This window comes from Thermoanaerobacter kivui (assembly GCF_000763575.1).
GTDB lineage: Bacteria > Bacillota > Thermoanaerobacteria > Thermoanaerobacterales > Thermoanaerobacteraceae > Thermoanaerobacter > Thermoanaerobacter kivui.
On the sequence record NZ_CP009170.1, the window covers coordinates 256,937 to 281,927 of the forward strand.

At 33.6% G+C, this 24,991-nt stretch carries 20 protein-coding genes, 2 pseudogenes and 1 other annotated feature; of the genes and pseudogenes, 18 read left to right on the top strand and 4 right to left on the bottom strand.

What is annotated here, in order from left to right:
• Positions 1-44: 44 nt before the first annotated feature.
• Positions 45-320, top strand: a complete 276-nt coding sequence (locus TKV_RS01255) for a YiiX/YebB-like N1pC/P60 family cysteine hydrolase (RefSeq protein WP_052392241.1) — start codon at positions 45-47, stop codon at positions 318-320.
• 223 nt (positions 321-543) lie between these two features.
• A complete protein-coding gene (locus TKV_RS12965; RefSeq protein WP_158506583.1) occupies positions 544-690 on the top strand; it encodes a hypothetical protein in 147 nt (48 codons plus the stop codon).
• 778 nt (positions 691-1,468) lie between these two features.
• Here the strand turns inward: TKV_RS12965 and TKV_RS01260 are convergent.
• Positions 1,469-2,745: pseudogene (locus TKV_RS01260) on the bottom strand (transposase).
• A gap of 360 nt (positions 2,746-3,105) precedes the next feature.
• On the opposite strand from TKV_RS01260, the gene TKV_RS01270 reads away from it, so the two are divergent.
• From TKV_RS01270 to TKV_RS01315, 11 genes and pseudogenes are all read left to right on the top strand, one after another.
• Positions 3,106-3,309 (top strand): hypothetical protein, encoded by a 204-nt coding sequence (locus TKV_RS01270; RefSeq protein WP_049684435.1) that lies wholly within the window; start codon positions 3,106-3,108, stop codon positions 3,307-3,309.
• A 334-nt stretch (positions 3,310-3,643) separates the two neighbouring features.
• Complete coding sequence (locus tag TKV_RS01275; protein ID WP_049684436.1) at positions 3,644-4,813, top strand: iron-containing alcohol dehydrogenase; 1,170 nt, start codon at positions 3,644-3,646, stop codon at positions 4,811-4,813.
• Between the two features lie 167 nt (positions 4,814-4,980).
• Positions 4,981-7,491 (top strand): transglycosylase domain-containing protein, encoded by a 2,511-nt coding sequence (locus TKV_RS01280; protein ID WP_049684437.1) that lies wholly within the window; start codon positions 4,981-4,983, stop codon positions 7,489-7,491.
• A 94-nt stretch (positions 7,492-7,585) separates the two neighbouring features.
• Positions 7,586-9,871 carry a WD40 repeat domain-containing protein gene (locus TKV_RS01285; RefSeq protein ID WP_049684438.1) on the top strand — a complete coding sequence of 762 codons (2,286 nt, stop codon included), beginning with the start codon at positions 7,586-7,588 and terminating at the stop codon, positions 9,869-9,871.
• Positions 9,872-9,897: 26 nt separating this feature from the next.
• Positions 9,898-11,067: a M28 family peptidase gene (locus TKV_RS01290; RefSeq protein WP_049684439.1), complete on the top strand. Its 1,170-nt coding sequence runs from the start codon at positions 9,898-9,900 to the stop codon at positions 11,065-11,067.
• A 24-nt stretch (positions 11,068-11,091) separates the two neighbouring features.
• Positions 11,092-11,316: pseudogene (locus TKV_RS12195) on the top strand (heterodisulfide reductase subunit A-like protein); the annotation flags it as partial.
• A 215-nt stretch (positions 11,317-11,531) separates the two neighbouring features.
• Entirely contained in the window at positions 11,532-12,116 is a 585-nt protein-coding gene (locus TKV_RS01295) for a TetR/AcrR family transcriptional regulator (protein ID WP_049684440.1), read from the top strand.
• A 51-nt stretch (positions 12,117-12,167) separates the two neighbouring features.
• Complete coding sequence (locus TKV_RS01300) at positions 12,168-13,151, top strand: acyl-CoA dehydratase activase-related protein (protein WP_004399731.1); 984 nt, start codon at positions 12,168-12,170, stop codon at positions 13,149-13,151.
• On the top strand, positions 13,152-14,249 hold the full coding sequence (locus TKV_RS01305) for a 2-hydroxyacyl-CoA dehydratase (RefSeq protein WP_049684441.1): 1,098 nt from the start codon (positions 13,152-13,154) through the stop codon (positions 14,247-14,249). It abuts the gene before it with no gap.
• Positions 14,250-14,255: 6 nt separating this feature from the next.
• A complete protein-coding gene (locus TKV_RS01310; protein WP_049684442.1) occupies positions 14,256-15,218 on the top strand; it encodes an acyl-CoA dehydratase activase in 963 nt (320 codons plus the stop codon).
• Positions 15,219-15,236: 18 nt separating this feature from the next.
• Positions 15,237-16,139 carry a cation diffusion facilitator family transporter gene (locus TKV_RS01315; RefSeq protein ID WP_049684443.1) on the top strand — a complete coding sequence of 301 codons (903 nt, stop codon included), beginning with the start codon at positions 15,237-15,239 and terminating at the stop codon, positions 16,137-16,139.
• Positions 16,140-16,208: 69 nt separating this feature from the next.
• Here the strand turns inward: TKV_RS01315 and TKV_RS01320 are convergent, their stop codons facing one another.
• Positions 16,209-16,697: an ECF transporter S component gene (locus tag TKV_RS01320; RefSeq protein ID WP_049684444.1), complete on the bottom strand. Its 489-nt coding sequence runs from the start codon at positions 16,695-16,697 to the stop codon at positions 16,209-16,211.
• A 170-nt stretch (positions 16,698-16,867) separates the two neighbouring features.
• On the opposite strand from TKV_RS01320, the gene TKV_RS01325 reads away from it, so the two are divergent.
• Positions 16,868-17,593 (top strand): ABC transporter ATP-binding protein, encoded by a 726-nt coding sequence (locus TKV_RS01325; protein WP_049686163.1) that lies wholly within the window; start codon positions 16,868-16,870, stop codon positions 17,591-17,593.
• Complete coding sequence (locus tag TKV_RS01330) at positions 17,590-18,345, top strand: ABC transporter permease (RefSeq protein ID WP_049684445.1); 756 nt, start codon at positions 17,590-17,592, stop codon at positions 18,343-18,345. Before TKV_RS01325 ends, TKV_RS01330 begins: the two co-directional genes overlap by 4 nt.
• A 41-nt stretch (positions 18,346-18,386) precedes the next feature.
• Here the strand turns inward: TKV_RS01330 and TKV_RS01335 are convergent, their stop codons facing one another.
• Both TKV_RS01335 and TKV_RS01340 read right to left on the bottom strand, forming a co-directional pair.
• On the bottom strand, positions 18,387-20,390 hold the full coding sequence (locus tag TKV_RS01335) for a TolB family protein (protein ID WP_049684446.1): 2,004 nt from the start codon (positions 20,388-20,390) through the stop codon (positions 18,387-18,389).
• Positions 20,391-20,393: 3 nt separating this feature from the next.
• Positions 20,394-20,882 (bottom strand): RNA polymerase sigma factor, encoded by a 489-nt coding sequence (locus tag TKV_RS01340; RefSeq protein ID WP_003869901.1) that lies wholly within the window; start codon positions 20,880-20,882, stop codon positions 20,394-20,396.
• Between the two features lie 198 nt (positions 20,883-21,080).
• Positions 21,081-21,287, top strand: a binding site (T-box leader).
• A gap of 64 nt (positions 21,288-21,351) precedes the next feature.
• On the opposite strand from TKV_RS01340, the gene leuS reads away from it, so the two are divergent.
• From leuS to TKV_RS01355, 3 genes are all read left to right on the top strand, one after another.
• A complete protein-coding gene (gene leuS / locus TKV_RS01345; RefSeq protein ID WP_049684447.1) occupies positions 21,352-23,802 on the top strand; it encodes a leucine--tRNA ligase in 2,451 nt (816 codons plus the stop codon).
• 64 nt (positions 23,803-23,866) lie between these two features.
• Positions 23,867-24,568, top strand: coding sequence for an AzlC family ABC transporter permease (locus tag TKV_RS01350; protein WP_049684448.1), 702 nt, complete (start codon positions 23,867-23,869; stop codon positions 24,566-24,568).
• The gene (locus tag TKV_RS01355; protein WP_049684449.1) at positions 24,550-24,873 is read left to right on the top strand and encodes an AzlD domain-containing protein; all 324 of its coding nucleotides are present in this window, start codon (positions 24,550-24,552) and stop codon (positions 24,871-24,873) included. The genes TKV_RS01350 and TKV_RS01355 overlap by 19 nt, the downstream gene beginning before the upstream one ends.
• The last annotated feature ends 118 nt before the right edge of the window (positions 24,874-24,991 follow it).

Here is a 24,991-nt window from a genome sequence, read left to right on the forward strand (position 1 = left end):
GGGACGAGACAAATGGGACGGTTCCTCTTGTCTGAATTTTTCGGATGAAAGAAACCGTCCCCTTTGTCTGCAGAGCCAGTTCTTCGAATGCAGGAGAGAGAGCCAAAGCAGTTGATAAAGTATATAAGTTTGTTGGAATACCTTACAGTTGGAGGGCAGATAAAAGCGATGATGAAAACTGGTATTGCTCAAAAGTTCCATGGGCCGCATATAAAAAAGCATCAGGAATAGATATAGACGGCAATATAGGCTTTTGGGTATTGCCAATTGACATCTTTATTTCAAAAGAAACAGATGTATTTGAATATTCTAATTCATAAGGCAGGTAATTAACCTGCTTTAAAAGTTGTAAAAACAAGTAAATTTAATGAAGATTGATTAACATAAAGACTATATTTTTGTATAGTTTTTTGATTTTTATGTAAAAACTATACAAAAATATAGTAGACATTGGTAAAATATCGCTGTAAAATGAAAGTAAAGAAATCAATTCGTTAAAAAATTGATCAAAAAATACTTAATATTAGAGGGAGGAGAAAAAAATTGATAAAAAAGTTAGTTTCATTACTTCTAGTTGTGTTATTTCTTACTGTTTCATCTTTTAGCCTTGCTTTTGCTGATGATTTAAATAACGTAAAAGATATGACAATGAAATCAAAACTTGAATTATTACAAAAAAATATAACATAGTTCTTTCTGACGTTAAAGTTCTTCCTCCAGGAATTGAACCACAAAAATTTTCAAGTGTAGAAGAATTTGAAAAATACTTAAAAGGAAGACAAGTTAGTAACAAAAATCTTATTAATTTAAAAGAAGTACCTAATGAACCAAATGAACAAATAAATAATAATATAGTAAGTACATTAGACAGTTCAAGTAGTCTAACACATAGAAAACATGTACATTTATTGGCTTGGTTGAACATACTAGTCAGATTTAATTATTAATTATCAAAGAAATCAATTTACATCATGGAATAGTGTTGATTCATGGTATGATGGTTATTCAGTCCCAACAAGTTATGAATGGGAACAAAAAAATTATTCAGCGCAAATATTAGATGGTGGACGTACTCTCGCGGTAACTATAACAGGTTTAGAAAAGCAATATGTACTAATTGGTAATATATTACAAATAATATCTTCTACAGTAAATTATTATGATGAATTTTATTATAATGAAATATAGAATAATTATAAATATAGAATAATTATAAAGTAATCTTTTAAAGTTTTTTGCCTCATAACTATGTTATATAAAAGAATAGGGATGTGCAAAATTAATAAAAATAATCACGAACAAAAGCCAAAATATGTATGACATACAATATATAGTAATAAAAACTGACAATCAAACATAAAGGAAGTGGTAAAGGAAAAGAAAAGACAAAAAGAGGAGCTAAAAAAGGGCATAAATATCCTGTAGAAGTCAAATGTTAAAAAGTGGCATGAACCAAATTCAGCAAAAGTTAAGCCGATTGCATCAGACCAACAAGGGACTTAAACTCATCAAATTTACCCAGTTTAATAGCTACAATAGCGACAGTAAGCAAAGTAATATGGCCAAAAGTATTAACGTTGCTGACAGAATTAATATTTCTAACATAAGCTTTTTCAAAATCTAGAGATTTAAATCGAGAATTATATCTTTCTGATTCTACTCTTAGTCTATAGACAGCCTTAAAATATAGGGAGTCTCTATTAATAGAAGACCTATAATCAGAAGATATAATAGCATACTTAGTACAGCCTCTATGCTTTTTGCCATTAAAATATTTAGGATGCTTTATAGGGCAGGCAGAGTCATCTTTAGAATTACAGAACTTGCAAACAAATTTTTGCTTAATAAAACCATCAAAATACTGCTTGCCGTCTTTGAGCATTTTAATACCTGCTTCACAAACCATATAACCATCATCAGTCAGTGGGGGATTTTTAGAATTACGCTTGTTAAGAGGAATAAAACAATGACCATGGAGAGTATTTCTAACATAATTATAGAGTTTCTTAACGTCATAACCTTTATCAGCGATAAAATTAGTACCAGTCAGTTTAAACCAATTATTAGTATCAGCAAGTAAAGACAAAGCGACATCAAAATCAGGGACATCAGCAGGAGTAGTAGTTTCAGCGATAGGTAATCCAGAGATAGCATCAACAATAATATGATTTTTATAGCCCCAATAAAACTTATAACGTTTATTAGAAGAATCATTAGAAGCAGAATAAACGCCTAATTTACAATCCTTATCAGACTTAGGCTGATTATCTTTAGAGAATTTATTTTTAGAAAAAGACTTAGGGTTATTTAACTTAGTGTTAGCTTTAATAGGGGTAGAGTCCATGGAAATAAACTCACCAGAGATAATACCCATATTTTTGAGGATATTGACTTGATTTTGAAAGATAGTGGTTAAATAATCATGAGAGAACTCATTAATAAAACGGCGGAAAGTCCAATAAGAAGGAAGAGGTTTAAAAATGTTAAAGCCACAAAGATGAGCAATGATAAGATTATTGCGGAGATAATCCAGGAGGTCAGAAATTGTACCGAATCTTAAAGCTTAATAACAATAAAAGCTCTAAACATTGCATGATGAGAGTAACCCTTACGGCCATGACTAGAGGAAGGGAATTCAGGTATTGAAGACAAGTCTAGATTTTTAAACATAGAAGAATAAAAGTCTATTTTAGACTGGGAAGTAAAGAGTTCAGGTATATTTAAAAGTAATTGAAGCTGGTACATGTAGGATTTCCTCCTCCTTAAGAAATATTTTCATGCTGTATATATAATAATTCGACAAATGGGAGGTGAAATCCTACATAAAAGATAAAAAATTCAAGAGTGATAGAAAAAAAGTATGTCTCCAGAATCGCTTAAATGAAGGCTTTTGAATTTTGCACAAGTCTATAAAAGAAAAGTTATGAGGTGAAATATTTTAATTGATAAACTCAAAAATAAAACTTAACAACAAGTATCACTTTAAGAATAACATTTTTTACTAGTAATGTTTATTGATTTAATATTAATCAGGCATTTTTATATATAATTTAATTTATTAAAATAATTATTAGGAATATTTTCACAGTTAGGAGGTTCTAATAGTTGGAATTAAAAAAGAGATTATTAAAAATTGTCGGGATAGTATTTATCATTATTGGATTAATTTGCATTATTGCGATCATAAAATCTGTTATATCTATGGATATAGAGCTTTTTGCAAATATATCTGATACAATAGATGTAATTGCTACTTTATTGTTTTTGTATGTAGGATATATATTTATAAAGTATAGTGAAGAAAAATAATAGATAAAAAGGCAGGCATTCAGCCTGCCCTTTTTATACGTGCGCCCGGCATGGGCGATAACTAGGCGGTGAAAGTCCGCTGTGGGCTTGGTAGTGGGAACCACTAGCCAAGAGCAAGGATGTCCATCGAGAGACAAAGGGGATGGTTTGCTATGTATCGGGTAAAATTGAGGATTGCGATTTATAATTATTTCCAAAAAGTTTCCTTGTTTTTCCTCATTCCATTTCCTTATTCTCTCTCCATGTGTTATAATTTTTTTAAGAGCCATTTTTATTCATCTTGATAACTTCACATATGGCAACACGATAAAAAACTTTTGGGGGGAAAGATATTATGGAAAGCTTTGTTTTTTCAAGCCCTACAAAAATTATTTTTGGTAAGGGAACAGAATATCAAGTGGGTGAAGAGGTAAAAAAGTATAGCAGCAAAGTATTATTTTGCTATGGCGGAGGAAGCATAAAGAAATCTGGTCTTTACGATAAAGTTGTAAATTCTTTAAAAGAAGCTGGAGTTGAGTTTATAGAGCTATCAGGGGTAAAGCCTAATCCACGGCTTAGCCTTGTGCAGGAAGGAATAAAATTATGCCGAGAAAACAATATCGATTTTATTTTAGCTGTTGGTGGAGGAAGTGTTATTGACACTGCAAAGGCTATTGCAATGGGTGCGCCTTATGATGGCAATGTGTGGGACTTTTTTACAGGAAAAGCAAAGCTTGAAAGGGCTTTACCTGTAGGTGTTATTTTAACCATCCCCGCAACAGGAAGTGAAGCAAGCGATGCTACAGTCATCACAAATGAAAATGGATGGTTCAAAGTAGGGTTTCATGATGAAATGATTAGACCTAAGTTTGCAATTATGAATCCAAAGCTTACATATACTCTTCCTGCTTATCAAACAGCCTGTGGTGTTGCGGATATTATGGCCCACGTAATGGAAAGATATTTTACAAATGTCAAAAATGTTGATTTGACTGATAGGCTTTGTGAGGCTACTTTAAAAACTGTTATAAACAATGTTCGTATTGTGCTAAAAGATCCAACAAATTACAATGCAAGGGCAGAAATTATGTGGGCAGGTACTATTGCACACAATGGTTTATTGGGCACTGGAAGAATAGGAGACTGGGCTTCCCATAAGATTGAACATGAATTAAGTGCCATTTACGATATTGCACATGGGGCGGGACTTGCAATTGTCTTTCCAGCCTTGATGAAATATGTATACAAACATGATATAAATCGTTTTGTACAATTTGCTGTAAGAGTATGGGATGTGGACCTACCTTATGAAAACCTCGAAGAGATAGCATTAGAGGGTATAAGACGAATGACAGAATTTTTTAAAGAGATTGGTCTTCCTGTTACGCTCAAAGAAGCAGGCATTTCTGATGACAGATTTGAAGAGATGGCCAATAAATGTACAAACAATGGCAACAAAAAAATTGGCAATTTTGTAGAATTAGGAAAGGAAGATGTTATCAATATATATAACTTAGCAAAGTAAGATTTCTGAAAGTCAGTCATTCTTGGCTGACTTTTTTAATGGGATTTTATATTTTTTTAATAATTAATTAATAATTTGTTACAATTTGGACATAAAAAACTGATATAATTTGTGATATAATCAATATGATGCAGTAGAAGTTAGTATTTTTAATATGGGGGATCGATATGGAAAATAAGGCAAATTTAAAGCGCAGTGAAAGAAGAAAGCATAAAGAAAAAAGTAAAAATAAAAGTACAGTAAGGAGTATATTAAAATTTATAATATATGCTGTTATAATCTTGATATTTGCAGGGATTGGGGCGATTGGCGGCAAAGTTTTGGCTATAATTAAAAATACTCCACCAATTTCACAGGAGGCTTTGACATCACAAAACCAGTCCTCTATTGTATATGCGAATGATAGCAATGGACAATGGAAAAGAGTAGCAATACTTCACGGCGCTGACAACAGACTGTGGGTTCCTATAGAAAAAATACCCAAAGATTTACAGAATGCTTTTGTTGCTATAGAAGACCAAAGGTTTTACAGAAATAATCTTGGGATAGACCCGAAGAGAATCATTGGAGCGCTTATTGCAGATATTAAAGCAGGGGGTAAACCGGTTCAAGGAGCAAGTACAATAACGCAACAGCTTGTAAAGAATACTATGCTTTCCAGCGAAAAGACGCTTTCAAGAAAAATACAAGAGGCTGTCCTTGCGTGGAGATTAGAGCAAAAGTACTCAAAACAGCAAATACTTGAAGCTTACCTTAATACCATATATCTTGGAGGACCTAATGTAAATGCGTATGGAGTCCAGGCGGCAGCTTTAGCTTACTTTGGCAAAGACGTAAGCCAGTTGAATTTAGCTGAGTGTGCTATGATTGCTGGTATTACCAATAATCCTTCACTGTATTCACCTTATGCAAATTTAGAAGCTGCTACAGAAAGGCAACACCTTGTTTTGAAAGAGATGCTCGAACAAGGATATATTACAAAAGAACAATATGACAAGGCAATAGCAGAAAAACTGGTATTCAAAAAAACAAATTTTACCACATATGACCATAAATATTTTATAGACCAAGTGATAAACGACGTAGCTGATGCACTGTCTAAAAAGCTCAACATCTCCCATGATGAAGCAATAAACAAAATATACAACGGAGGGCTCAGAATTTATTCAACAATGGATTTGAGAATACAAAGTTATATTGAGGAGGCGTTTAAAAATCCGAAACTTTTCCCTGTAAATTCAAAAATTAAAGATGAAGCCCAAGGTGCAATGGTTGTGATGGATTGGAAAACAGGTGAAGTCAAAGGACTCGTAGGTGGCCGTGATACTTCTAATATAGTTAGAGGATTCAATAGGGCAACTCAAGCTTATAGACAGCCTGGTTCTTCAATAAAACCTCTTACGGTTTACGCACCAGCTTTAGAGAGTGGGCTTACTGCTGCAACAGTTGTTGATGATGTTCCCACGACTTTTGGCAATTGGACTCCTCACAATTACGAAAGTTCGACTTACAGAGGACTTGTAACGTTGAGAGAAGCTTTGACTCATTCATTAAACATTCCTGCGGTCAAAGTTGTTGATAGAATAGGGATAGCTACTTCTGCTAATTATGGCAAAAAGTTTGGACTTGATATAACCAAGAATGACATGTATTTACCTGCTCTTGCTCTTGGAGGCCTTTACAAAGGGGTTACGCCGCTTCAAGAAGCTGCTGCTTATGGGGCAATTGCAAATGGAGGAGTTTACACAACCCCTATCACATTTACAAAGATTACAGATTCTGAAGGGAATTTGATTTTAGAAAATAAACCGTTAAGACATGTAGTTTTAAGCGAGCAAAATGCTTATATATTGACGAGTATAATGGAAGACGTTGTAAAATATGGGACAGGTACTCGTGCAAGGCTTCCTAATATGCCTGTTGCTGGGAAAACAGGTACTACTGATAATTACAGCAATGCATGGTTTACCGGTTTTACACCTTATTATGTTGCAACAGTGTGGATGGGTTATGACAATAATTCAATGACTTTGAGAGATGATAGAAGAGGCGTTGTTGTAGGTGGCTCTTTTCCTGCAGAAATGTGGAAGACAGTTATGCTTCAAATACACAAAGACTTACCCTATAAAGATTTTGTAAGACCGCCAGGAATCATTTCTGTCACAGTATGTAAGGATTCCGGAGAACTTCCTACGGATTTGTGCCATTTGGATCCTCGGGGTGACAGAACCTATGCTGAAATTTTTGCACAGGGTACTCAACCCACAACTTATTGCACTGTTCATGTTACAGCAAAAATAAATTTTCAAAATGGAAAGCTTGCAACTGCTTTAACGCCTCCTGAGCTTGTAAAAGATGCTGTATTTATAGACCCGCCAGGTAGAACACCAGCGCAAAATGCAGTGGCACGAGATGGGAAATATGTAGTGCCGACGCAATATGATGACACCACTTCAATATTACCGGGGAATAATGAATCTAATAATGACAGCGCACCAACTGATAATGGCCAGCAGCCACCATCTGACAATAACAACAACACACAACCTCCTGGTGGAGAATCACCTAATCCGCCACTTAATAATGACAATACTCAGACGAATCCTGACAATACTCAAAATACAAACTCTAATATCTTACAAAAACTCTTTCCAAGAAAAGGAAATAACAGACCATAAAAAACTTAAAGCATACTTGAAGGCCTGGCTTTCGAGTATGCTTTTTTTATAAAATGTGTTATTATTAAGGTAATGGATGGTTGGAGGGGTCAATTTGAAAAAAATTATTTTTTTGATAGTCATTTTAGTGATAATTTTATCAGGATGTAGTGATTTAAAAACGCCAGGGGAAGCTATAAAACCTCCTAAGAATATGGCAGCTGTCATTTCGCAGGATGGAAATTTGCCCCTTTGGACAATTAGCAGCAGTGGAGAGAGGTTTTTTGATACGGCTTTTATATCGGATGACAAAATTGCTACTTTAGTGTATAAAGACAGTGGCATATATTTGAGAAGTTATAAAAAAAGTGAAATGATTAAAGAGAAATTTTTAGGTACAAAGGCAGATTACAGAATATTAGATAAAGCTTTAGGTAGATTTGTTGTTAAAAAAGGTGAGGCAGAAATAATACTTTATGATGACAAACTAAATGCAATTTTAAATTTTAATGTGGAGGCAAAAAAAGATGTCTATCAAAAAAATGCATTAGATGCCATATTATCTCCTGACGGCAATGTTCTTGCTATTTCAAATGTATATTACAAGGACAATTATCCAGTTGACGGTGAAATTATCCTATTCAATAAAGGGAAGATTGTCCAAAAAATAGATAATGTAATACCGCAACTTGCAAATTTCAGTGATGATAGCGGTAAGTTTTTGTTTGTTGACTTAAGTAGTGAAAATAAAGGCAATAACACTTTTGTATATAGTCGAGAAGGGAATCAGATAAAAGGAATGAAAGTGCCCATTTATTCTTCAATAATGAAGGAAAATTTAAACATAGCAAAAGTTGCGGCTGTATTATCTGGCGATGGAAATGCAATTTTGTTTTCTAATTATTATGGTGATGGGCTATATATAGAAAAATTAAATGACAATAAGATAAAAATTCCGATGGCAACAGAAAGATTTTACACTAATAAAAATGCGACCAAATTTGTCATAGGCAATTATGGAGTTTCTAAGATTTATGATGGTTATGGAAAACTTTTAGATTATATTGTAGTGAACTATGGACTTATAAATGATGTACATTTTGAAGGTAACAATACTTTCTTTGCGGTAAATGGGACGACGGTTCCTAATTCAAAGAGTAAAGATTACATAGGTGTTATGGATGAAAGCGGAAATATGGTATGGACTGCGAAAGTTTATGATACTGTGGCTATGCTTAGATTTTCTCCAGATGGCAAAAAGATTATGGCACAGTCCTCAAGATTTATATCGGTGTACGACTATCACAATGATAAAATAGATGTTATACCTCGTCCTATAAATGGTAAATATCCTGAATTTATTTGGAAAAGGGTATTAAATGAAGATAATGAAGGGGAAAGTGCTTTTATATTTACAGATGAAGTAGGAAATATTTATGCTGCGAAAAATAAAACTTTGATAAAATCAACAAAAAATGGTAATCAGTTTTGGATTGTAGATACAAGTAAGCCGATTAAATTTTTCGCTTTGTCTCAAAATGGGGAAATGATCGCTTTAGCTGTAGAAGATGACAAAGGTAGTGAAATTATAGTTTACAATAAGTCGGGAATGGTGATATCTCACAAATATATAAGAAAGGGGCATCAAATCACTTCAATTGCAGTATCCCCTGATGGAAAATATTTTTCTTATGCTGTATCCACTCCTGAAAATGAGGAATATGGGTCATTTATAGACTTATTTAATGATAAAGGGTACATGATATGGGAACAAAAAATTAAATCAATACATGTTTATAATTTGGATATAAATAAAAATGTGGTTACTGCATGTTTTAATGATGGTAAATTTTCAGGATATTTAGCTTTAGATTTTAGTGGTAGAATGCTTTATAATAAAGATATGAAAAACAATATGCCTTTTATAAAAAGTTCGAGAGATGGCCAAATATTTTTTATAATGGGCTTAGATGATGAATTTGCGTTTTATAATAGAGAAGGTACGTCCTTAAGTGAAAGTTATACCAAGAAGGGCATTATACAAGATGTATTAATGTCTGAGGATGGTAAAGTTGCAGTATTGATATCTTCTAGTGAAGATTATAAAAAGTACGATATCACTTTTTTCAATAATTTTAAAGCCATAAAAAATGTAACTTCAGATTGGGGTATTACAAAAGCAGTCATGACACCTGATGGAAAGTACGTTGTAATTCTATCGCGGGAATACAGTAATATAATGAATAATGATAATAAATTGACCATGTATGACAGTGAAGGAAATACGTTATATACTTATTATCATAAAAGTGGTATTTATGATATTTCGGTTACAGATGACGGTACGAATTTGTACTTGTATTGTGCAGACGGTTATGTATACAGATATCGCAATAAATAGTATTTTATTGGAAGGGGGCTTTTAATTTGAAAAGCATTGACTATTTAAAAGAATTAACTAAGTTTGAACACAGGGGCTCTGCGACAAAAAATGAAAGGCAAGCCGCAGAATATATTTTACAACAATTGAAGAGGATGGGGTATAAAGTTGAGAAGCAGACTTTTAAAACTACAAGAGACAATCTATATATGCTTCCTTTACAAGTGGGTGTTTTGCTATTTATTTGCGGTTTTTTCTCATTGATGTACGGCGGACCTTTAGAAATAGCACTATTTTTACTCAGTTTATTTGCGATAAGTCTTTTGTTATTAGAAGTAAGTGGTAAGCCAGTTGAAACAAGTATAATGCCAAAGTTTTTATCTCAAAATGTTTTTACAAGTTTTGATGAAAGCCGCAGCAAAAGAATAATTGTATCAGCTCATTATGATACGCAAAGAGGCAGTATAATGTTTCATCCTAAAATTGTTGATAAACTGAGTATCATTTATAATATTTCTTATGTGGGATTTGGGCTTATACCAATTGGAATTTTGTTTAATATTTTCAATTTAAAATTTATAGCCTCTGCAATATTGTATATTGGACTTGTTATTGTTTTTACTGATATAGTTTTCATGGCTATATGTGAAATAACAGGTAGGTACACACAAGGGGCAAATGATAATGGCACAGGGGTAGCTTTAACTTTAGCATTGGCAGAGTATTATATAAACCATAAAGACAAATTGCCAGATAATGTTGATGTGATATTTTTATTTACTGGCAGTGAAGAAACAGGAGAAAGAGGGATGAAAAGTTTCATAAAAAAATACCGCAAAAAACTTTCTAAAGATACTCAATTTATAATACTTGACAACCTTGGAACTGGTAAAATTACATACCTTGAGGGGGAAGGAATGATATTTTATAAAAAAGCTGGAAAAATGTTACTTGATATAGCAGAAGAGATGGAAAGAAGTCATGCTGGAAAAGTTCAAAAAATGAAAAATTTGCTCCTTCCCACAGATGCTCTTCCAGCTATGGCAGCAGGTTTTGATGCTATAGCTTTCCTTGCAAAAGATGAAAATGGAAGACTAGGTAACTACCACTGGCATACAGATACGATAGAAAATGTTGACACACAACTATTAAGTTATGAAGAAGAGTTTTTTAAAGAGTATTTAGTTAAAGTAGCAGAAAGGTTGAACAAAATGTGAGCTTATTATGAAAAAGACCAATGAAGAGAAGACATTTTTGAATGGGTAGGATTACATCCTCAACTTTGTGCAGATGATGGAGACAGGTATTTAAGGGAATTATTAAGAGGAGCACAAATAGATGAACTTTATGTTGCTGCCTGTGATCCTACAATGCAGAAGAAAATGTACAGAGATGCTTTTAATGATGCAGGTTTTTCAAGAGATAAGCATATTGGAATCGAAATAAGAAACATGAATACACAGTAGGTTATAGATGAAATAAAGAAAGCTGTACACTTAACGGGAAATTGTTAGTTCTACCTGTGAAAGTTAAATAAAGTAACTATCTGGCCGTATGGCCAATTTTTTTTAATAAAAATCTTTGCTTTTTAAAAGAGCAATTTTGCTTTTTGTTTTATGACAAAGATATGTTACAATATGTATGCAAGCAATTACTTGCATACATATTGTGAGGTGTTTTAATGGGTGATTCGGTGAAGGAAAAGATAGTTATGTCTACTTTAAAACTAATTTCTGAAAAGGGATATAAGTCTACAACTACAAGAAATATTGCAGAAGAGGCAGGAGTAAATGAAGTTACAATTTTTAGATGTTTTGGAAGCAAAAAAGATATAGTGCTTTATGCATTAAAAGAGCTGGAATTATTAAAGCCTGTAAATGAAAGAATATTAAACAAATGTACATGGGATTTAAAAGAAGACCTACTCATGTTGGCTCATGAATATCATAAAAATTTTACAGAAGAAAAAGCGAAAATTATGATAGGTTTGAGAAGTCCAGAGATTTTTGAAGAAGTAAAAGAATATCTGCTCAGGATTCCAAAAGGCTTTAAAGAAGTTTTGATAAAGTATTTTGAAATAATGTATGAGAAGGGATTATTAAATACTGAGGATTTTGAACTTTTGGCGTTTGCTTTTATATCATTGAATTTCGGCTTTGTTTTAATGAATGTTTCCTATGGTAACAAGCTATTTGGTTTTAGCGATAGAGAATTTGTCAAAAAAACCATAGAAATTTTTGTAAAAGCAATAGAAAAAAGTGATTGAAGTAGTGTAAAATATGATATATGATGTACTTGGAGGAGAGGAGAGCAAATAATGAAAATAGGTATTCCAAAAGCTTTAATGTATTATTTTTATTATCCATTCTGGAAAACTCTTTTCGAAAGCCTAGGTTTTGAAGTGGTCACCTCTGACGATACTTCAAAAAGTATTTTAGACATAGGGGTAAAAGAAGCAGTTGCGGAAATATGTGTACCTATGAAGGTATATACAGGACATGTTTTAAACTTGCTGGATAAGAATGTTGATTACATATATATTCCTAGGTTTGTAAGCTTAAGGAAAGGTATATTTATGTGCCCTAAATTTATGGGGTTGCCTGACATGATAAAAGGTCTTTTTGATGGCATTGAGAATAAAATTTTGACTCATAACATAGTGTCAAAAAGTACTGACATATCAGAGTTTCACAATTATACAGTTTTTATCGATAAATTGGGTGTGAGTAGAAAAGATTTAAAAAATGCTTTAAAGAAAGCCCGAGACAAATGGCTTGAGTTTAGAGCTTTGAATAAGCAAGGATATGATATAAATGAGCTTTTGACGAGTGATAAACCAAAAAAATATGATGGCGATATTACAATAGGTCTAATTGGTTATGTATATAATGTTTATGATAGATTTGTCAATATGGACTTGCTTAATGTTTTTCGCAAGCTCAACATAAAAGTTGTGACTTTTGATATGATGGAAGAAAGGATAATACAACGTCAATTGAAAAAATTTAAAAAAAATATGTTTTGGGAATTTACTAATATGCTCTTAGGTACAGCTTATGAGTTTATGGAAAGAGATGACATTGATGGTATTATTCATATTACTGCCTTTGGATGCGGTCCTGATTCAATTCTTGAGCCTTTTTTAACTATAGATTCTGAAAAACACAAAAAACCTTTTATGACTTTAAGAATTGATGAGCAAACTGGTGAAAGCCACGTAATTACACGAGTTGAGGCATTTACGGACCTCATAAGGATTAAAAAATATAAAGCTGAAAAATCTGTGGAAGGCGTGATTTAAGTGAAGATAACATTTCCTTATATGGGTTCTCCTTATATGTATGAAAAATTATTTAGTTTGCTTGGTCACGAAGTTATAACGCCACCGCGGCCATCTCAAAGAACGATAAATTACGGTGTAAAATATAGTCCTGAATTTGCTTGTTTTCCTTTAAAGATTATTTTAGGGACTTATCTTGAGGCTTTAGAATTAGGAGCGGATACTATAGTGACTTCTGGTGGGAATGGCCCCTGCAGGGCTGGTTACTATGGAGAGGCTCAGAAAAAAATACTTCAAAACATGGGTTACGATGTAGAATTTATAATATTTGATGAGCCGAAAAGAGATTGGAAATCTTTTTTGGAAAATGTAAAAAAGATAAAAGGAAATAATTCATGGCGACGGGTTATTAAAACTGTAAAAACTGTATATGATATGGCAAAATCAATGGATAAGGTAGAGAAGATTGTAGAAACGAAGAGGGCTTATGAGTGTAATAAAGGGGAGTTTACTAAAGTATGGCGTGAAATTACAGAAGAATATAGGAAAATAGAATCTTCTGAAGATGTAAAGAGGGTAGAAAAAAAGGCGATCGAGAGGTTAAATAGTATAAAGATTTGTGAAGTACCGGAAGAAGAAAAGATAAAGATTGGAATAGTAGGAGAAATATATGTAGTTATGGAACCTTCTATAAATGCTAACATAGAGGAGGTTTTGAATAGTTATGGTGCAGAAGTGGAAAGGTCTCATTACATTTCCGAATGGATTGATTTTAATTTAATACCTTTGCCTTCTTACAAGGAGAAAGAACACGAGATTTTGAAAAAAGCTGAAAAATACATAGAGATAATAATTGGAGGCCATGCTAAGCAATCTGTCGGTGCAATAATTGATTTTATGGAAAGAGGATTTGATGGAGTTATTCACTTGAAACCTTTTGGATGTTTACCAGAACTGGTTTCTCAAAGTGTGATAGATAAAATAATGAGAGAATATGACTATCCAATTTTGTCACTTTCTGTAGATGAGCAAATGGCTATTGCCAATGTATTAACGAGAATAGAAGCTTTTTTAGATGTAATAAAACTAAAAAAACACAGAAAAAGGATAGCGAGGTAGACAAAAGTGGAGAAAATATATATTGGTGTTGATGTAGGGTCAGTAAGTATAAAGGTTGTAGCCATTGATGAAAATAATGAGGTCTTGTTCAATTCGTATGTGAGAAATGTTGGGCAACCAATTGATACTGTAAAGGATGAACTAGCAAAATTACACAATGAATTGCCCGACAAAGAAATAGGCGGGGTTGGCGTAACTGGAAGTGGTAGACAGCTTCTTGGGTATGTTCTAGGTGCAGATGTAATAAAAAATGAGATAACTGCCCATGCTACTGCTACATTGCAGTTTCATCCAGATGTTAGTACTATTTTTGAAATTGGCGGCCAGGATTCTAAACTTATTATTATAAATGATGGAACAATAGCTGATTTTGCCATGAATACAGTTTGTGCTGCTGGTACAGGGTCATTCCTTGACCATCAAGCACAAAGGCTGGGGATAAAGATTGAGGAATTTGGTGAAATTGCATTGACTGCAAAGCGAGATGTGAGAATTGCAGGTAGATGCACAGTCTTTGCAGAATCTGATATGATATCGAAACAGCAATACGGGTTTAGTAAAGCTGAAATATTAAAAGGTCTTTCTAAGGCCTTAGTGAGAAATTATATGAACAATCTTGTAAGAGGAAGAAAATTGAAGCCGGTTTTTGTATTCCAAGGCGGTGTGGCGGCAAATATTGCGATAAAAAAGGCGTTTGAAGAAGAAGTAGGACATGAGGTAATTGTGCCAAAGTATTATGACATCATGGGAGCAATAGGAATAGCGATGTTGGCAAAGGATGAAATGAAACGGACAGGCAATTCTACTAAGTTTAAAGGGTTTGAGGTTTCAGAGGAGAAGTTTGAAACGACGAGCTTTATTTGCAAAGCTTGTCCTAACGAATGTGAAATAATACAAATTAAAGCAAACGGCAAAGTAATAGCGATGACAGGAGATAGATGTGGCAGATGGTCAAACTCTGTTATATAAGCATAAGGAGGCTTAGATATGGCCCATCATCATGATCATGGTGAGATAAGCAAAAAGAACTTAGTTATTGCGATGATACTAAATTTTGTGATAACAATAGGCGAAATAATAGGAGGTATATTGTCAGGCAGTTTATCTCTTATATCAGATGCACTCCACAATTTTAGTGATGGAATCTCAATAATTGTAAGTTACATTGCAATAAAAATATCTAAAAAAGAGAACAATGAAAAAATGACATTTGGCTATAAAAGGGCAGAGATACTTGCGGCGCTGTTTAATTCGGTGGTTTTGGTAGTTATATCTTTATATCTTTTTAAAGAAGCATATGTAAAATTTTTTAAACCGGAACCGATCGATGGCGTTTTAATGATAGTAGTTGCTATTATAGGACTTGTGGCAAATACGTTATCAATGTTTTTACTGAGGGAAAATGCTCAAAAAAATTTAAATATAAAATCGACATATATACATCTGCTTTCTGATGCTTTGTCATCGCTTGGGGTAGTTATTGGAGGTATATTTATCTATGCATACAATATTTACTGGATTGATCCGCTGCTAACAGTTTTAATAGGAGCTTATATAATAAAAGAAAGCTTTGAAATAATAGATGAAACGATAGGAATATTGATGCAAAAAACACCCGAGAATATAAATCTTGACATCATAAAAAAGGAAATTGAGAAACTTCCAGACGTAAAAAATATACACCATGTACACGTGTGGCAAACTAATGATAAAGATATACATTTTGAGTGCCATGTCAACACAAGAGATGACATTAAATTAAGCCAAGCGAAATTATTAATGGATCAGATTGAAACTATTCTTGATGAAACTTTTGGCATACATCATGTTACTTTGCAGATGGAATATGAATGTTGCGAGAATGTTGGGCTGATAAATAGAAAGGGTTAGTAGTACAAAAAAGTCTCTAGCTTAGTTCGCCAAACAAGGGGAGAATAAAACCTTCTCCCCTTGCTTTTATTATTGTTCTTTCGCTTTTTTGAAGTAATTTTCAAGCAATGCAATTACTATAATTCCTAGCGTACCTCCTATTAAAGCTGTTATAAGCTGTGGAGTTGTAAAAGCTTGTACAATTTTTAATGGAACTTTTACATTGAACAGCTGCATTATATATTTTACTGATAGGGCCAGCCATATAAATTTAACTACAGCACCTACTATCATTCCTATTACTTTGTTTTTTTGCGTTGAAAAAAGTATTACATATAATCCATTACCTACCATTATAAAAGGAATCATGAGAGGAAATCCCATTATGCCTACTAAAAATGCAATTACCGGTGTTAAAAGTCCTATTATAATTCCTGACCACATTCCAACAGTACCAGCGGCAATTAGAAGCATAGCGTTTACGAGGGAGCCTGTTATTAGTTGAGGCATTTTTAAAAACTGAAATATTAAAGTAATAGCTAATAGGATAGCTGTTCTAGTTATAAATTTTGTATTCACACAAATCGCCTCCTTTCCTCTTATTGTCAATTATATTTTATTACTTTAGAAGAAGAATGTCAAATAAATATCAACGTTCCAAAGAAATTTTTGACTCTGTTGACTTTCGCACAAAGAAAGGATACAATTTAGATATAAATGTAACAATTGTTACAATAGAGGTGATTTATGTGAATGAAATAGAATTTAAAGATGTAAGCTACAATCGTTTTGGAAAAGAGATATTAAAAAACATTTCTGTAAAATTTGAAGGTGGAGCAATACATACTATTGTCGGCCCTTCTGGAGCTGGAAAATCCACGTTGATTAAACTGATAAACCGATTGATAGATCCAACCCATGGCAGTATTTTAATAGACGATGTGGATATTAAAACAATAGATGTGATAGACTTAAGAAGGAGAGTTGGAATGGTTTTTCAGCAGCCTCATCTTTTTGAAGAAACAGTTAAAGAGAATATTGAGTATGGTCCAATGCTTAAAGGCGAAAAAAATGTCAATGTGGAGTATTATTTGAGCATTGTAGGATTGAATATTGAGTATGCTACAAGAGATGTGAAAAATTTATCAGGAGGGGAACAGCAAAGAGTTTCTATAGCGAGAACTCTTGCAAATAATCCTGAAGCTCTTTTACTTGATGAACCTACTTCAGCCCTTGACCCTACTTCTACAGAAATAGTAGAGAAATTGATATTTAACCTAAAAGAAAAAATGAATTTGACGATTATTTGGATAACTCACAACATGGAACAGGCTAAGCGCATTGGAGATTACACAGCACTGCTTAACAAAGGGCAATTAATAGAATATGCTAAAACTTATGATTTTTTTACAAATCCCCAAAATGAAATTACAAAATTGTTTATACAAGGTAAGTTAAAGGAGGAAGTTAAATGAGTGTATTGTCTTTGACATTGGCGTCAAGTCTTGTGCTAATATCAATTTTTGTTTCTTATTACCAAAAGCTAGGGATTGAAAAGGAAATAGTTATAGGTACTATAAGAGCAGTTGTGCAGCTTACAATAGTGGGATACATTTTACACTACATATTTGCTGCAAATAATGCTTTATTTACCTTGGCAATGGTGGCTTTAATGATAGTAGTTGCTGGAAATAATGCTTCAAAGAGAGGGAAGGGCATACCGAATGTTTTTTATTTTATCACTTTTTCAATTGCCTTAAGTGCCGCGATTACAATTTCTCTGCTCATTTTGTTTGGAAATATACACTTTAGACCCCAGGAAGTTATACCTGTATCAGGAATGATAATAGGAAATTCAATGGTAGCCTCAGGACTTGCTGTTTCAAGACTAAAAGACGAAATAAAAAATAAGTCAGAGGAAATAGAGGCGTATTTGTCACTTGGTGCAACTTCAAGGCAAGCCGCACAAAAAGTGATAAAGACTGCGATAAAGACGGGAATGATACCAACAGTTGACAGCATGAAAACTCTTGGTATCGTCCAACTTCCAGGGATGATGACAGGTCTCATATTGGGAGGAGTGGACCCTATTGAGGCAGTTAAGTACCAGATAATGGTTACTTTTATGCTGGCATCAACTGTTGCTATATCCTGTTTTAGTGTAACTTTCTTGACATATAGAGAATTTTTTACAAGTAATCATCAGTTAAAAGAGGTAGGGAATTAAGTGGCGAGATGGGAAAGAAAAGGCAGGATTACCCTGCCTTTTTATGGAATAGATATTTGTGATTTAACTGGGTTGTATTCATACATTAATGATATTCCATCAGTGGAGATATTGAACATTAGCTTATCTTGATTCCAGAAGTTTGCCTCTATTTCATCAATTTTTGTATCTTTAAATAATGTTTCTAAATCAGTTTTTTCTCCTGTTTTTAGATTGTACAGGTACACTTTTTGCTTTCCATCATCGGAGAAAAAGTTCGCTGCCAAAAAGTTCCCGTTTCCATCAAGCTTAAGTTCAGCAAAAGCTCCATTGTCAATGCTGTTAACAAGTTTAAAAGTTTTTGTGTCTAAGTTATAGCTTAAAAGTTTTGACTGACGGTTATCCAGTCCCAAAACTGTAAAGTATAGCGTGTTTGTCTTGGCGTCAAAAGCAGAAGCTGTAAATCTAAAATTTCCTTCAGGAAGGTATTCTTTTGGAATGTCAGTTTCTCTAAAAAGAGACTTTCCTTTTTCTCTATTAATGCGTTCATAAAAGGTATTATTTTTATCATAAAACTCTAATGTTTCCAAGCCTTTTATGCTGTCAATTATATAACCATTTTCACTGGGTGTAACGTAATATCTTTGTTTTTCTATGGAATAATAGGTATCTCCCCAATATCCCATGTATAGCTCTGCATCCACATATGTCTTTTCACCTTCTTTGCCAGTCCCTAATATATTATATCCTACAGGGTGAGGATTTGATATTGTCAGGAAAGAAGGAGGATTTTTCATAAGCATTTTTGCAAAATCGTCATCCCTTGCTATTAAAGCCTGTAAAAATCTTCTTACAGTGTAGTCAGCTGATAATTTTTCTTTTGAAAGGTCTATTTTCATAAGAGTCATCATATTTCCTCTTACATCTTCATTTAAATTTTTCAAAACATATATACTGTTAGAATCATTGCTCCAGGAAGGCAGATAATAATCATACTCTCCTTCTGTAACTAAGTCGGATTTTATTGGCGAATTTTTATTTTTTTCTTTCACACTTTCTACAAGACTTTTCAAATTTGGCTTTGAAAAGTTCTCTGTAACCTGTTTTTTAGTGGCAAAGCCTACGGCATCAGTGACCCACACATTGCTTATATGCTCTGTTACCTCTACTCCGTCAATGGTAGAGTTTTTTATCTCTGATTTTACATATGCTATATAGTTTCCATCAGGAGATACAGAAGGAAATCTGCCTTCAACTACTGTTTTTTCTTCTCCTGTCTTTAGGTCTTTGTAAATGATCTTATTGTCTTTTTCAAAAACAATGGCATTTTGATTTTTTACATAGCTTCCATAAGAGCCTTCGGCTATTTCTGTAAGCTGTGAAGTTTTGAGGTCATACTCCCATAAAGTTGATTTTTTTTCAAAACCATGACCTCCTTCTCTTGGAGTGTATACATTTTTAGTAAAGATTATCTTATTTCCATCAGGAGAAAAAGAAGGGCTTTCATAGAAAATGTCTAAACCATTGCCTGTTACACGAATTTTTTCTGTTTTATCTATTGAAAGGTCTTTTATATAGTATTGGTAGTTTAAAGAATATAAAAGTTTTTTTCCATCTGGAGATACAGCTACGTCTCCTACTCCAATGGGCACGTTTTTGCTTTTTTCACCCACTATCTGTCTAAAGCCGTTTTTATTATATTCAAAAAGCCCTTTTTCGGGGATGGCTATATAAAGGGTGCCATTGTATTCAGCAATTCTTCCCGTGTTACCCTTGCCAATGTCAAAAAAGGAGATTTGATTGGCAATTTTTAAATCTGCAGCGTTTGCTTTTGAGATGAAAGGACTGGGGCTTGTTATATAATTTGGACTGTAATTGTTGTGGGATAAAAAGCTTGCAAGGGCAAATCCTACGATTAAAAGTAAAGAAGCGGCAATGGCTATAAACTTGTAACTTTTTTTAGTATTTTTCTTAAACTCTTTTTTTAATTTTTCTTTTAATTGATAATTTACAGGGATGTGTTCTTTTAGTTTTTCTAGATTTTTTTCTATATCTTTCTCTTTCATTATTCATCCCTCCAAACATTTAATAACAAGATTTTTTAATTTTTGAATAATCCTATGGGCTTTCATTTTTACTGCATCTTCAGTTTTTTCAATTAACTGTGATATTTCTTTATGGGTCATTCCCGAAAAATACTTTAAGTTTATTATTTCAATTTCATTTTTTGGAAGGCTGTAAATTGATTTTTTTAAGCAATTAAGTTCTACTTCTTTGTTAAATTTGTCCTCCCAAATATCCGGATAATAGTATTTTTCAAGTTCATCATTTGTTACAATTTCTTTCTTCTTTCTATAAAAGTCTGTGACAGTATTTCTTGCAATCGAGAAAAGCCAAGACTTTGGATTGGTTCTTATTGTACTATAATTTTCATAGGCTTTTTTAAAAATTTCACTTACGATGTCATCGGCATCCCAGCTATTACCTACTTTAAAATACACGTACCGGTACACATCGTCAAAAAAAGTTTCATAAAAGCTTAAAAAACCATCTTTCACCCATGGGCCTCCTTTCACTTATATAGACGCATCAAAATTTTATAAGTAACTTTTTGGAACTCGGCTGTTTTTAATTTCCACAATCATAGACGAATTATAAGGCGCAAAGTAACAGTTTTAATTACTTTAATTATAAAGATTTTCAAAAGATATTGCATTTATTTCTATTTTGTAATAAAATAATGTACAAATCAATTTGTAAATGCAATGAAGTGGAGCAGTAGGCATTGTAAGCTTTAAGAGAGCCGTTGGTGGGTGCAAAACGGTAGCCTAAGATGCCGAAACTCGCCATGGAGCAGGCATACTGAAGTGTAGTAGGTATGCACGGTTACTGCCGTTACAGGTTTAAGTGGGCTTATGCCAAGAAGAGTGGTACCACGGAAGTGCAAGTCTTTCGTCTCTTAAAGATGAAAGACTTTTTTTAATAAAATCGAGTTTGCTAAAAAATCATAGATAGGAGTGGAGGTTTATGGCTTACTCAGTGGATGTTGATAGAAAATGGCAAAAAAGATGGGAAGAGACAAAACTTTACAAGTTTAATCCTGAAAATGTAGATAAAAAGCTTTATTGCCTTGAGATGTTTTCTTATCCTTCGGGTGCAAAGCTCCACGTAGGACATTGGTACAATTACGGACCTACTGATTCTTGGGCGAGAATGAAAAGAATGCAAGGCTATGAGGTTTTTCATCCAATGGGATTTGATGCCTTTGGACTTCCTGCAGAAAATTACGCGATAAAAACAGGAATACATCCTTATGATTCCACTATGGAAAACATAAGAACAATGGAAAAGCAGTTAAGAGAAATGGGGGCAACTTTTGATTGGGACTATGAAGTAATAACTTGCTTACCGGAATACTATAAATGGACACAGTGGATTTTCCTTAAGCTTTTTGAGGTAGGCCTTGCCTATAGAAAAAAAGCTCCAGTGAATTGGTGCCCAAGCTGTCAAACTGTTCTTGCAAACGAGCAAGTTATAGATGGAAAATGTGAAAGGTGTGGCACTGAAGTTACAAAGAAAGATTTGACTCAGTGGTTTTTCAAGATAACTGCTTATGCAGAAGAACTCCTTGAAAAACTGGATGAACTTGATTGGCCTGAGAAGACAAAAATAATGCAGAGAAATTGGATTGGAAAGTCGGATGGGGCAGAGATAGAATTTAAAGTTGACGGCAAAGACCTGACATTTAAGGTGTTTACAACAAGAGCTGACACGTTATATGGAGCGACGTATGTAGTTATTGCGCCAGAACATGAGATTGTGGATTTAATTACTACAGAAGAATATAAACAAGCTGTTGAAGAGTATAAAGAATACGCGAGAAAACAGAGTGAGATTGAAAGGTTGTCTACTGAAAAAGAAAAGACAGGGGTATTTACAGGAGCCTATGCTATACACCCTCTGACGGGAGAAAAACTTCCTATTTGGATAGCAGATTACGTCCTTGCAACATATGGAACAGGATGTGTCATGGCTGTTCCTGCCCATGATGAAAGAGATTATGAATTTGCAACAAAATACAACCTTCCTATAAAAAGAGTGATAAAAGGAATAGGAGATATAGACGATAGTTTGCCTTTTGTTGAATTTGGAAAGCTTGTAGACAGTGGAGAGTTTACAGGTTTGAAATCAGAAGAAGCGAGGATAAAAATTGTAGAAAAATTAAAGCAAGAAGGTAGAGCAGAGTTTAAAGTAAATTACAGATTGAGGGATTGGCTTGTTTCAAGGCAGAGATACTGGGGTGCTCCAATACCTGTCATTCACTGTGAACGCTGTGGCATAGTCCCTGTCCCAGAAGAAGATTTACCAGTATTACTTCCTTATGATGTGGAATTTGCTCCAACAGGTGAGTCTCCACTTAAAAAGCATGAGGGCTTTATGAATGTAACTTGTCCTAAATGTGGAGGTAAAGCGTTAAGAGACCCCGATACTCTTGACACTTTTGTAGATTCTTCTTGGTACTTTTTAAGATATCCCGATAACAAAAACGACAAAGAGCCTTTCAATAAAGAATGGATAAATAAAATGTTGCCTGTTGACAAGTACGTAGGTGGAGCAGAGCATGCAACAATGCATCTTTTGTATGCAAGGTTTGTTACAAAGGCTTTGAGAGACTTAGGATATCTTGACTTTGATGAGCCGTTTAAATCTTTGGTGCATCAAGGCACAATATTGGGACCTGATGGCAGCAGAATGAGTAAATCTAAAGGAAATGTAATTTCGCCTGACGAATACATTAAAGAATACGGTTCTGATGTATTCAGACTCTATCTGATGTTTGGATTTGCTTATTCTGAAGGTGGGCCATGGAATGATGATGGTATTAAGGCAATTTCCAGATTTGTCAATAGAGTGGAGAGATTTATAGATAAATTCATAGAGACAAGAAACAATCCTGGCAAGACTAAAGACGAAATGGGAAAAGATGAAAATGAATTAAACTATGTGAGACATTATGCTATAAAAGGTGTGACAGAAGATGCAGAGAGATTTCAGTTTAATACTGCAATAGCGAGGATAATGGAGCTGGTAAACGCTCTTTATAAATACGAGACGGATGTGGAAGTTAAAAATATCAAATTTTATGAAGAAGTGGTGACAGATTTAATAAGACTTTTAGCTCCATTTGCTCCTCACTTTTCTGAAGAAATGTGGGAAAAACTTGGATATGAATATTCTGTTTTCAATCAAATATGGCCAAAGTGGGATGAAAAAGCTCTACAAAGAGATGTTGTAGAGATAGCTGTCCAAGTAAATGGCAAGGTAAGGGGAAGACTTGAAGTTCCTTCAAATGCTACTGACGAAGAAGTACAGAGGATTGCACTTTCAGATGATAAAATAAAATCCTATCTTGATGGAAAAGAGATAAAGAAGGTCATAGTTGTTAAAGGCAGGCTTGTAAATATCGTTGTTAAATAATTAAAGGCAGGAGGCTCACTCCTGCTTTTAAAAAAATAAATATTTTTTAGTGATGGTGAGGTTTATGATAGTAGATGGTGATGTTAGGAAGAGTATAAATGGAGTTAAAAGTGCACTACCTATTGTGTTAGGATATTTGCCAATAGGCTTTGCCTATGGACTCGTTGGTGTGAAAAGCGGTTTTACTATTTCACAAGTGGTGGCATTGTCCCTTTTTGTATATGCGGGTTCAGCACAATTTATTGCTATAAGTTTGCTTAGTGCAGGAACAAGTATTGTTACACTGGTATCTACAATATTTATAGTAAATTTGAGGCACTTTTTATATAGCACATCGCTATCGCAGTATATGAAACACATATCGAGGAAACATATACCAATATTATCTTTTTTTATTACTGATGAGACATATGCTGTTGCGATTACAGATTTGCAAACTAACTCTGAATATACTGAAGGTTATTTCTACCAACTATTTTTAACCTCGTATACTGCCTGGGTATTTTCTTCATTTTTAGGTGCTGTATCAGGAAGTTTGATAGGAGGCTCTATAAACATAGGGCTTGATTTTGCACTTCCAGCAATGTATATTGCCTTGTTGTTAATGCAAATATCAGGGTATAAAAAAGTTTTTATAAGTGTCTTTTCGGGGCTGTTGTCTATAACTTTGATGTTTGTATTACCGGGAAATACAAATGTCATTGTAGCCGCATTAATAGGTGCAGGAATGGGGGTATTGCTTGACAAATGGGTACGAAATTTATAATAAGTGTTATTGGAATGTTTTTAGTGACATATATTCCGCGATTTATGCCTGTTTATGGCTTAACTAAAATAGAACTTCCTCAAGCTGTAAAGTCGTTTCTTGAGTATGTGCCTGTAGCAGTTCTTTCAGCTCTTTTATTTCCGGTAATTTTCATTAAGGATGGAAGGTTATTTCTAGCTTTGTCAAATATATATTTACTTTCAGCAATACCGACATTTATAGCTGCGTATTTTACGAGAAAGTTATTTACACCTGTTGTTGTTGGTATTGTCAGCTATGTGATTTTATCATTTATTATTAAGTAGATTGGTATGCTTTCTGGATAATAATGTTTTTACTGCTTTTTAAAATAAGCAGTTTTTTTGTTTGCATTTTTGTGATATAATATACTTGCAAATGTTTGATAAACAAATAATTGTTTGG

Bases quoted from the DNA above. Each gene is read 5' to 3' on its own strand.
- TKV_RS01255 (WP_052392241.1), top strand. From the start codon at position 45: ATGAAAGAAACCGTCCCCTTTGTCTGCAGAGCCAGTTCTTCGAATGCA.
- TKV_RS01275 (WP_049684436.1), top strand. From the start codon at position 3,644: ATGGAAAGCTTTGTTTTTTCAAGCCCTACAAAAATTATTTTTGGTAAG.
- TKV_RS01280 (WP_049684437.1), top strand. From the start codon at position 4,981: ATGGAAAATAAGGCAAATTTAAAGCGCAGTGAAAGAAGAAAGCATAAA.
- TKV_RS01295 (WP_049684440.1), top strand. From the start codon at position 11,532: ATGGGTGATTCGGTGAAGGAAAAGATAGTTATGTCTACTTTAAAACTA.
- TKV_RS01300 (WP_004399731.1), top strand. From the start codon at position 12,168: ATGAAAATAGGTATTCCAAAAGCTTTAATGTATTATTTTTATTATCCA.
- TKV_RS01315 (WP_049684443.1), top strand. From the start codon at position 15,237: ATGGCCCATCATCATGATCATGGTGAGATAAGCAAAAAGAACTTAGTT.
- TKV_RS01330 (WP_049684445.1), top strand. From the start codon at position 17,590: ATGAGTGTATTGTCTTTGACATTGGCGTCAAGTCTTGTGCTAATATCA.
- TKV_RS01335 (WP_049684446.1), bottom strand. From the start codon at position 20,390: ATGAAAGAGAAAGATATAGAAAAAAATCTAGAAAAACTAAAAGAACAC.
- leuS (WP_049684447.1), top strand. From the start codon at position 21,352: ATGGCTTACTCAGTGGATGTTGATAGAAAATGGCAAAAAAGATGGGAA.
- TKV_RS01350 (WP_049684448.1), top strand. From the start codon at position 23,867: ATGATAGTAGATGGTGATGTTAGGAAGAGTATAAATGGAGTTAAAAGT.
- TKV_RS01355 (WP_049684449.1), top strand. From the start codon at position 24,550: ATGGGTACGAAATTTATAATAAGTGTTATTGGAATGTTTTTAGTGACA.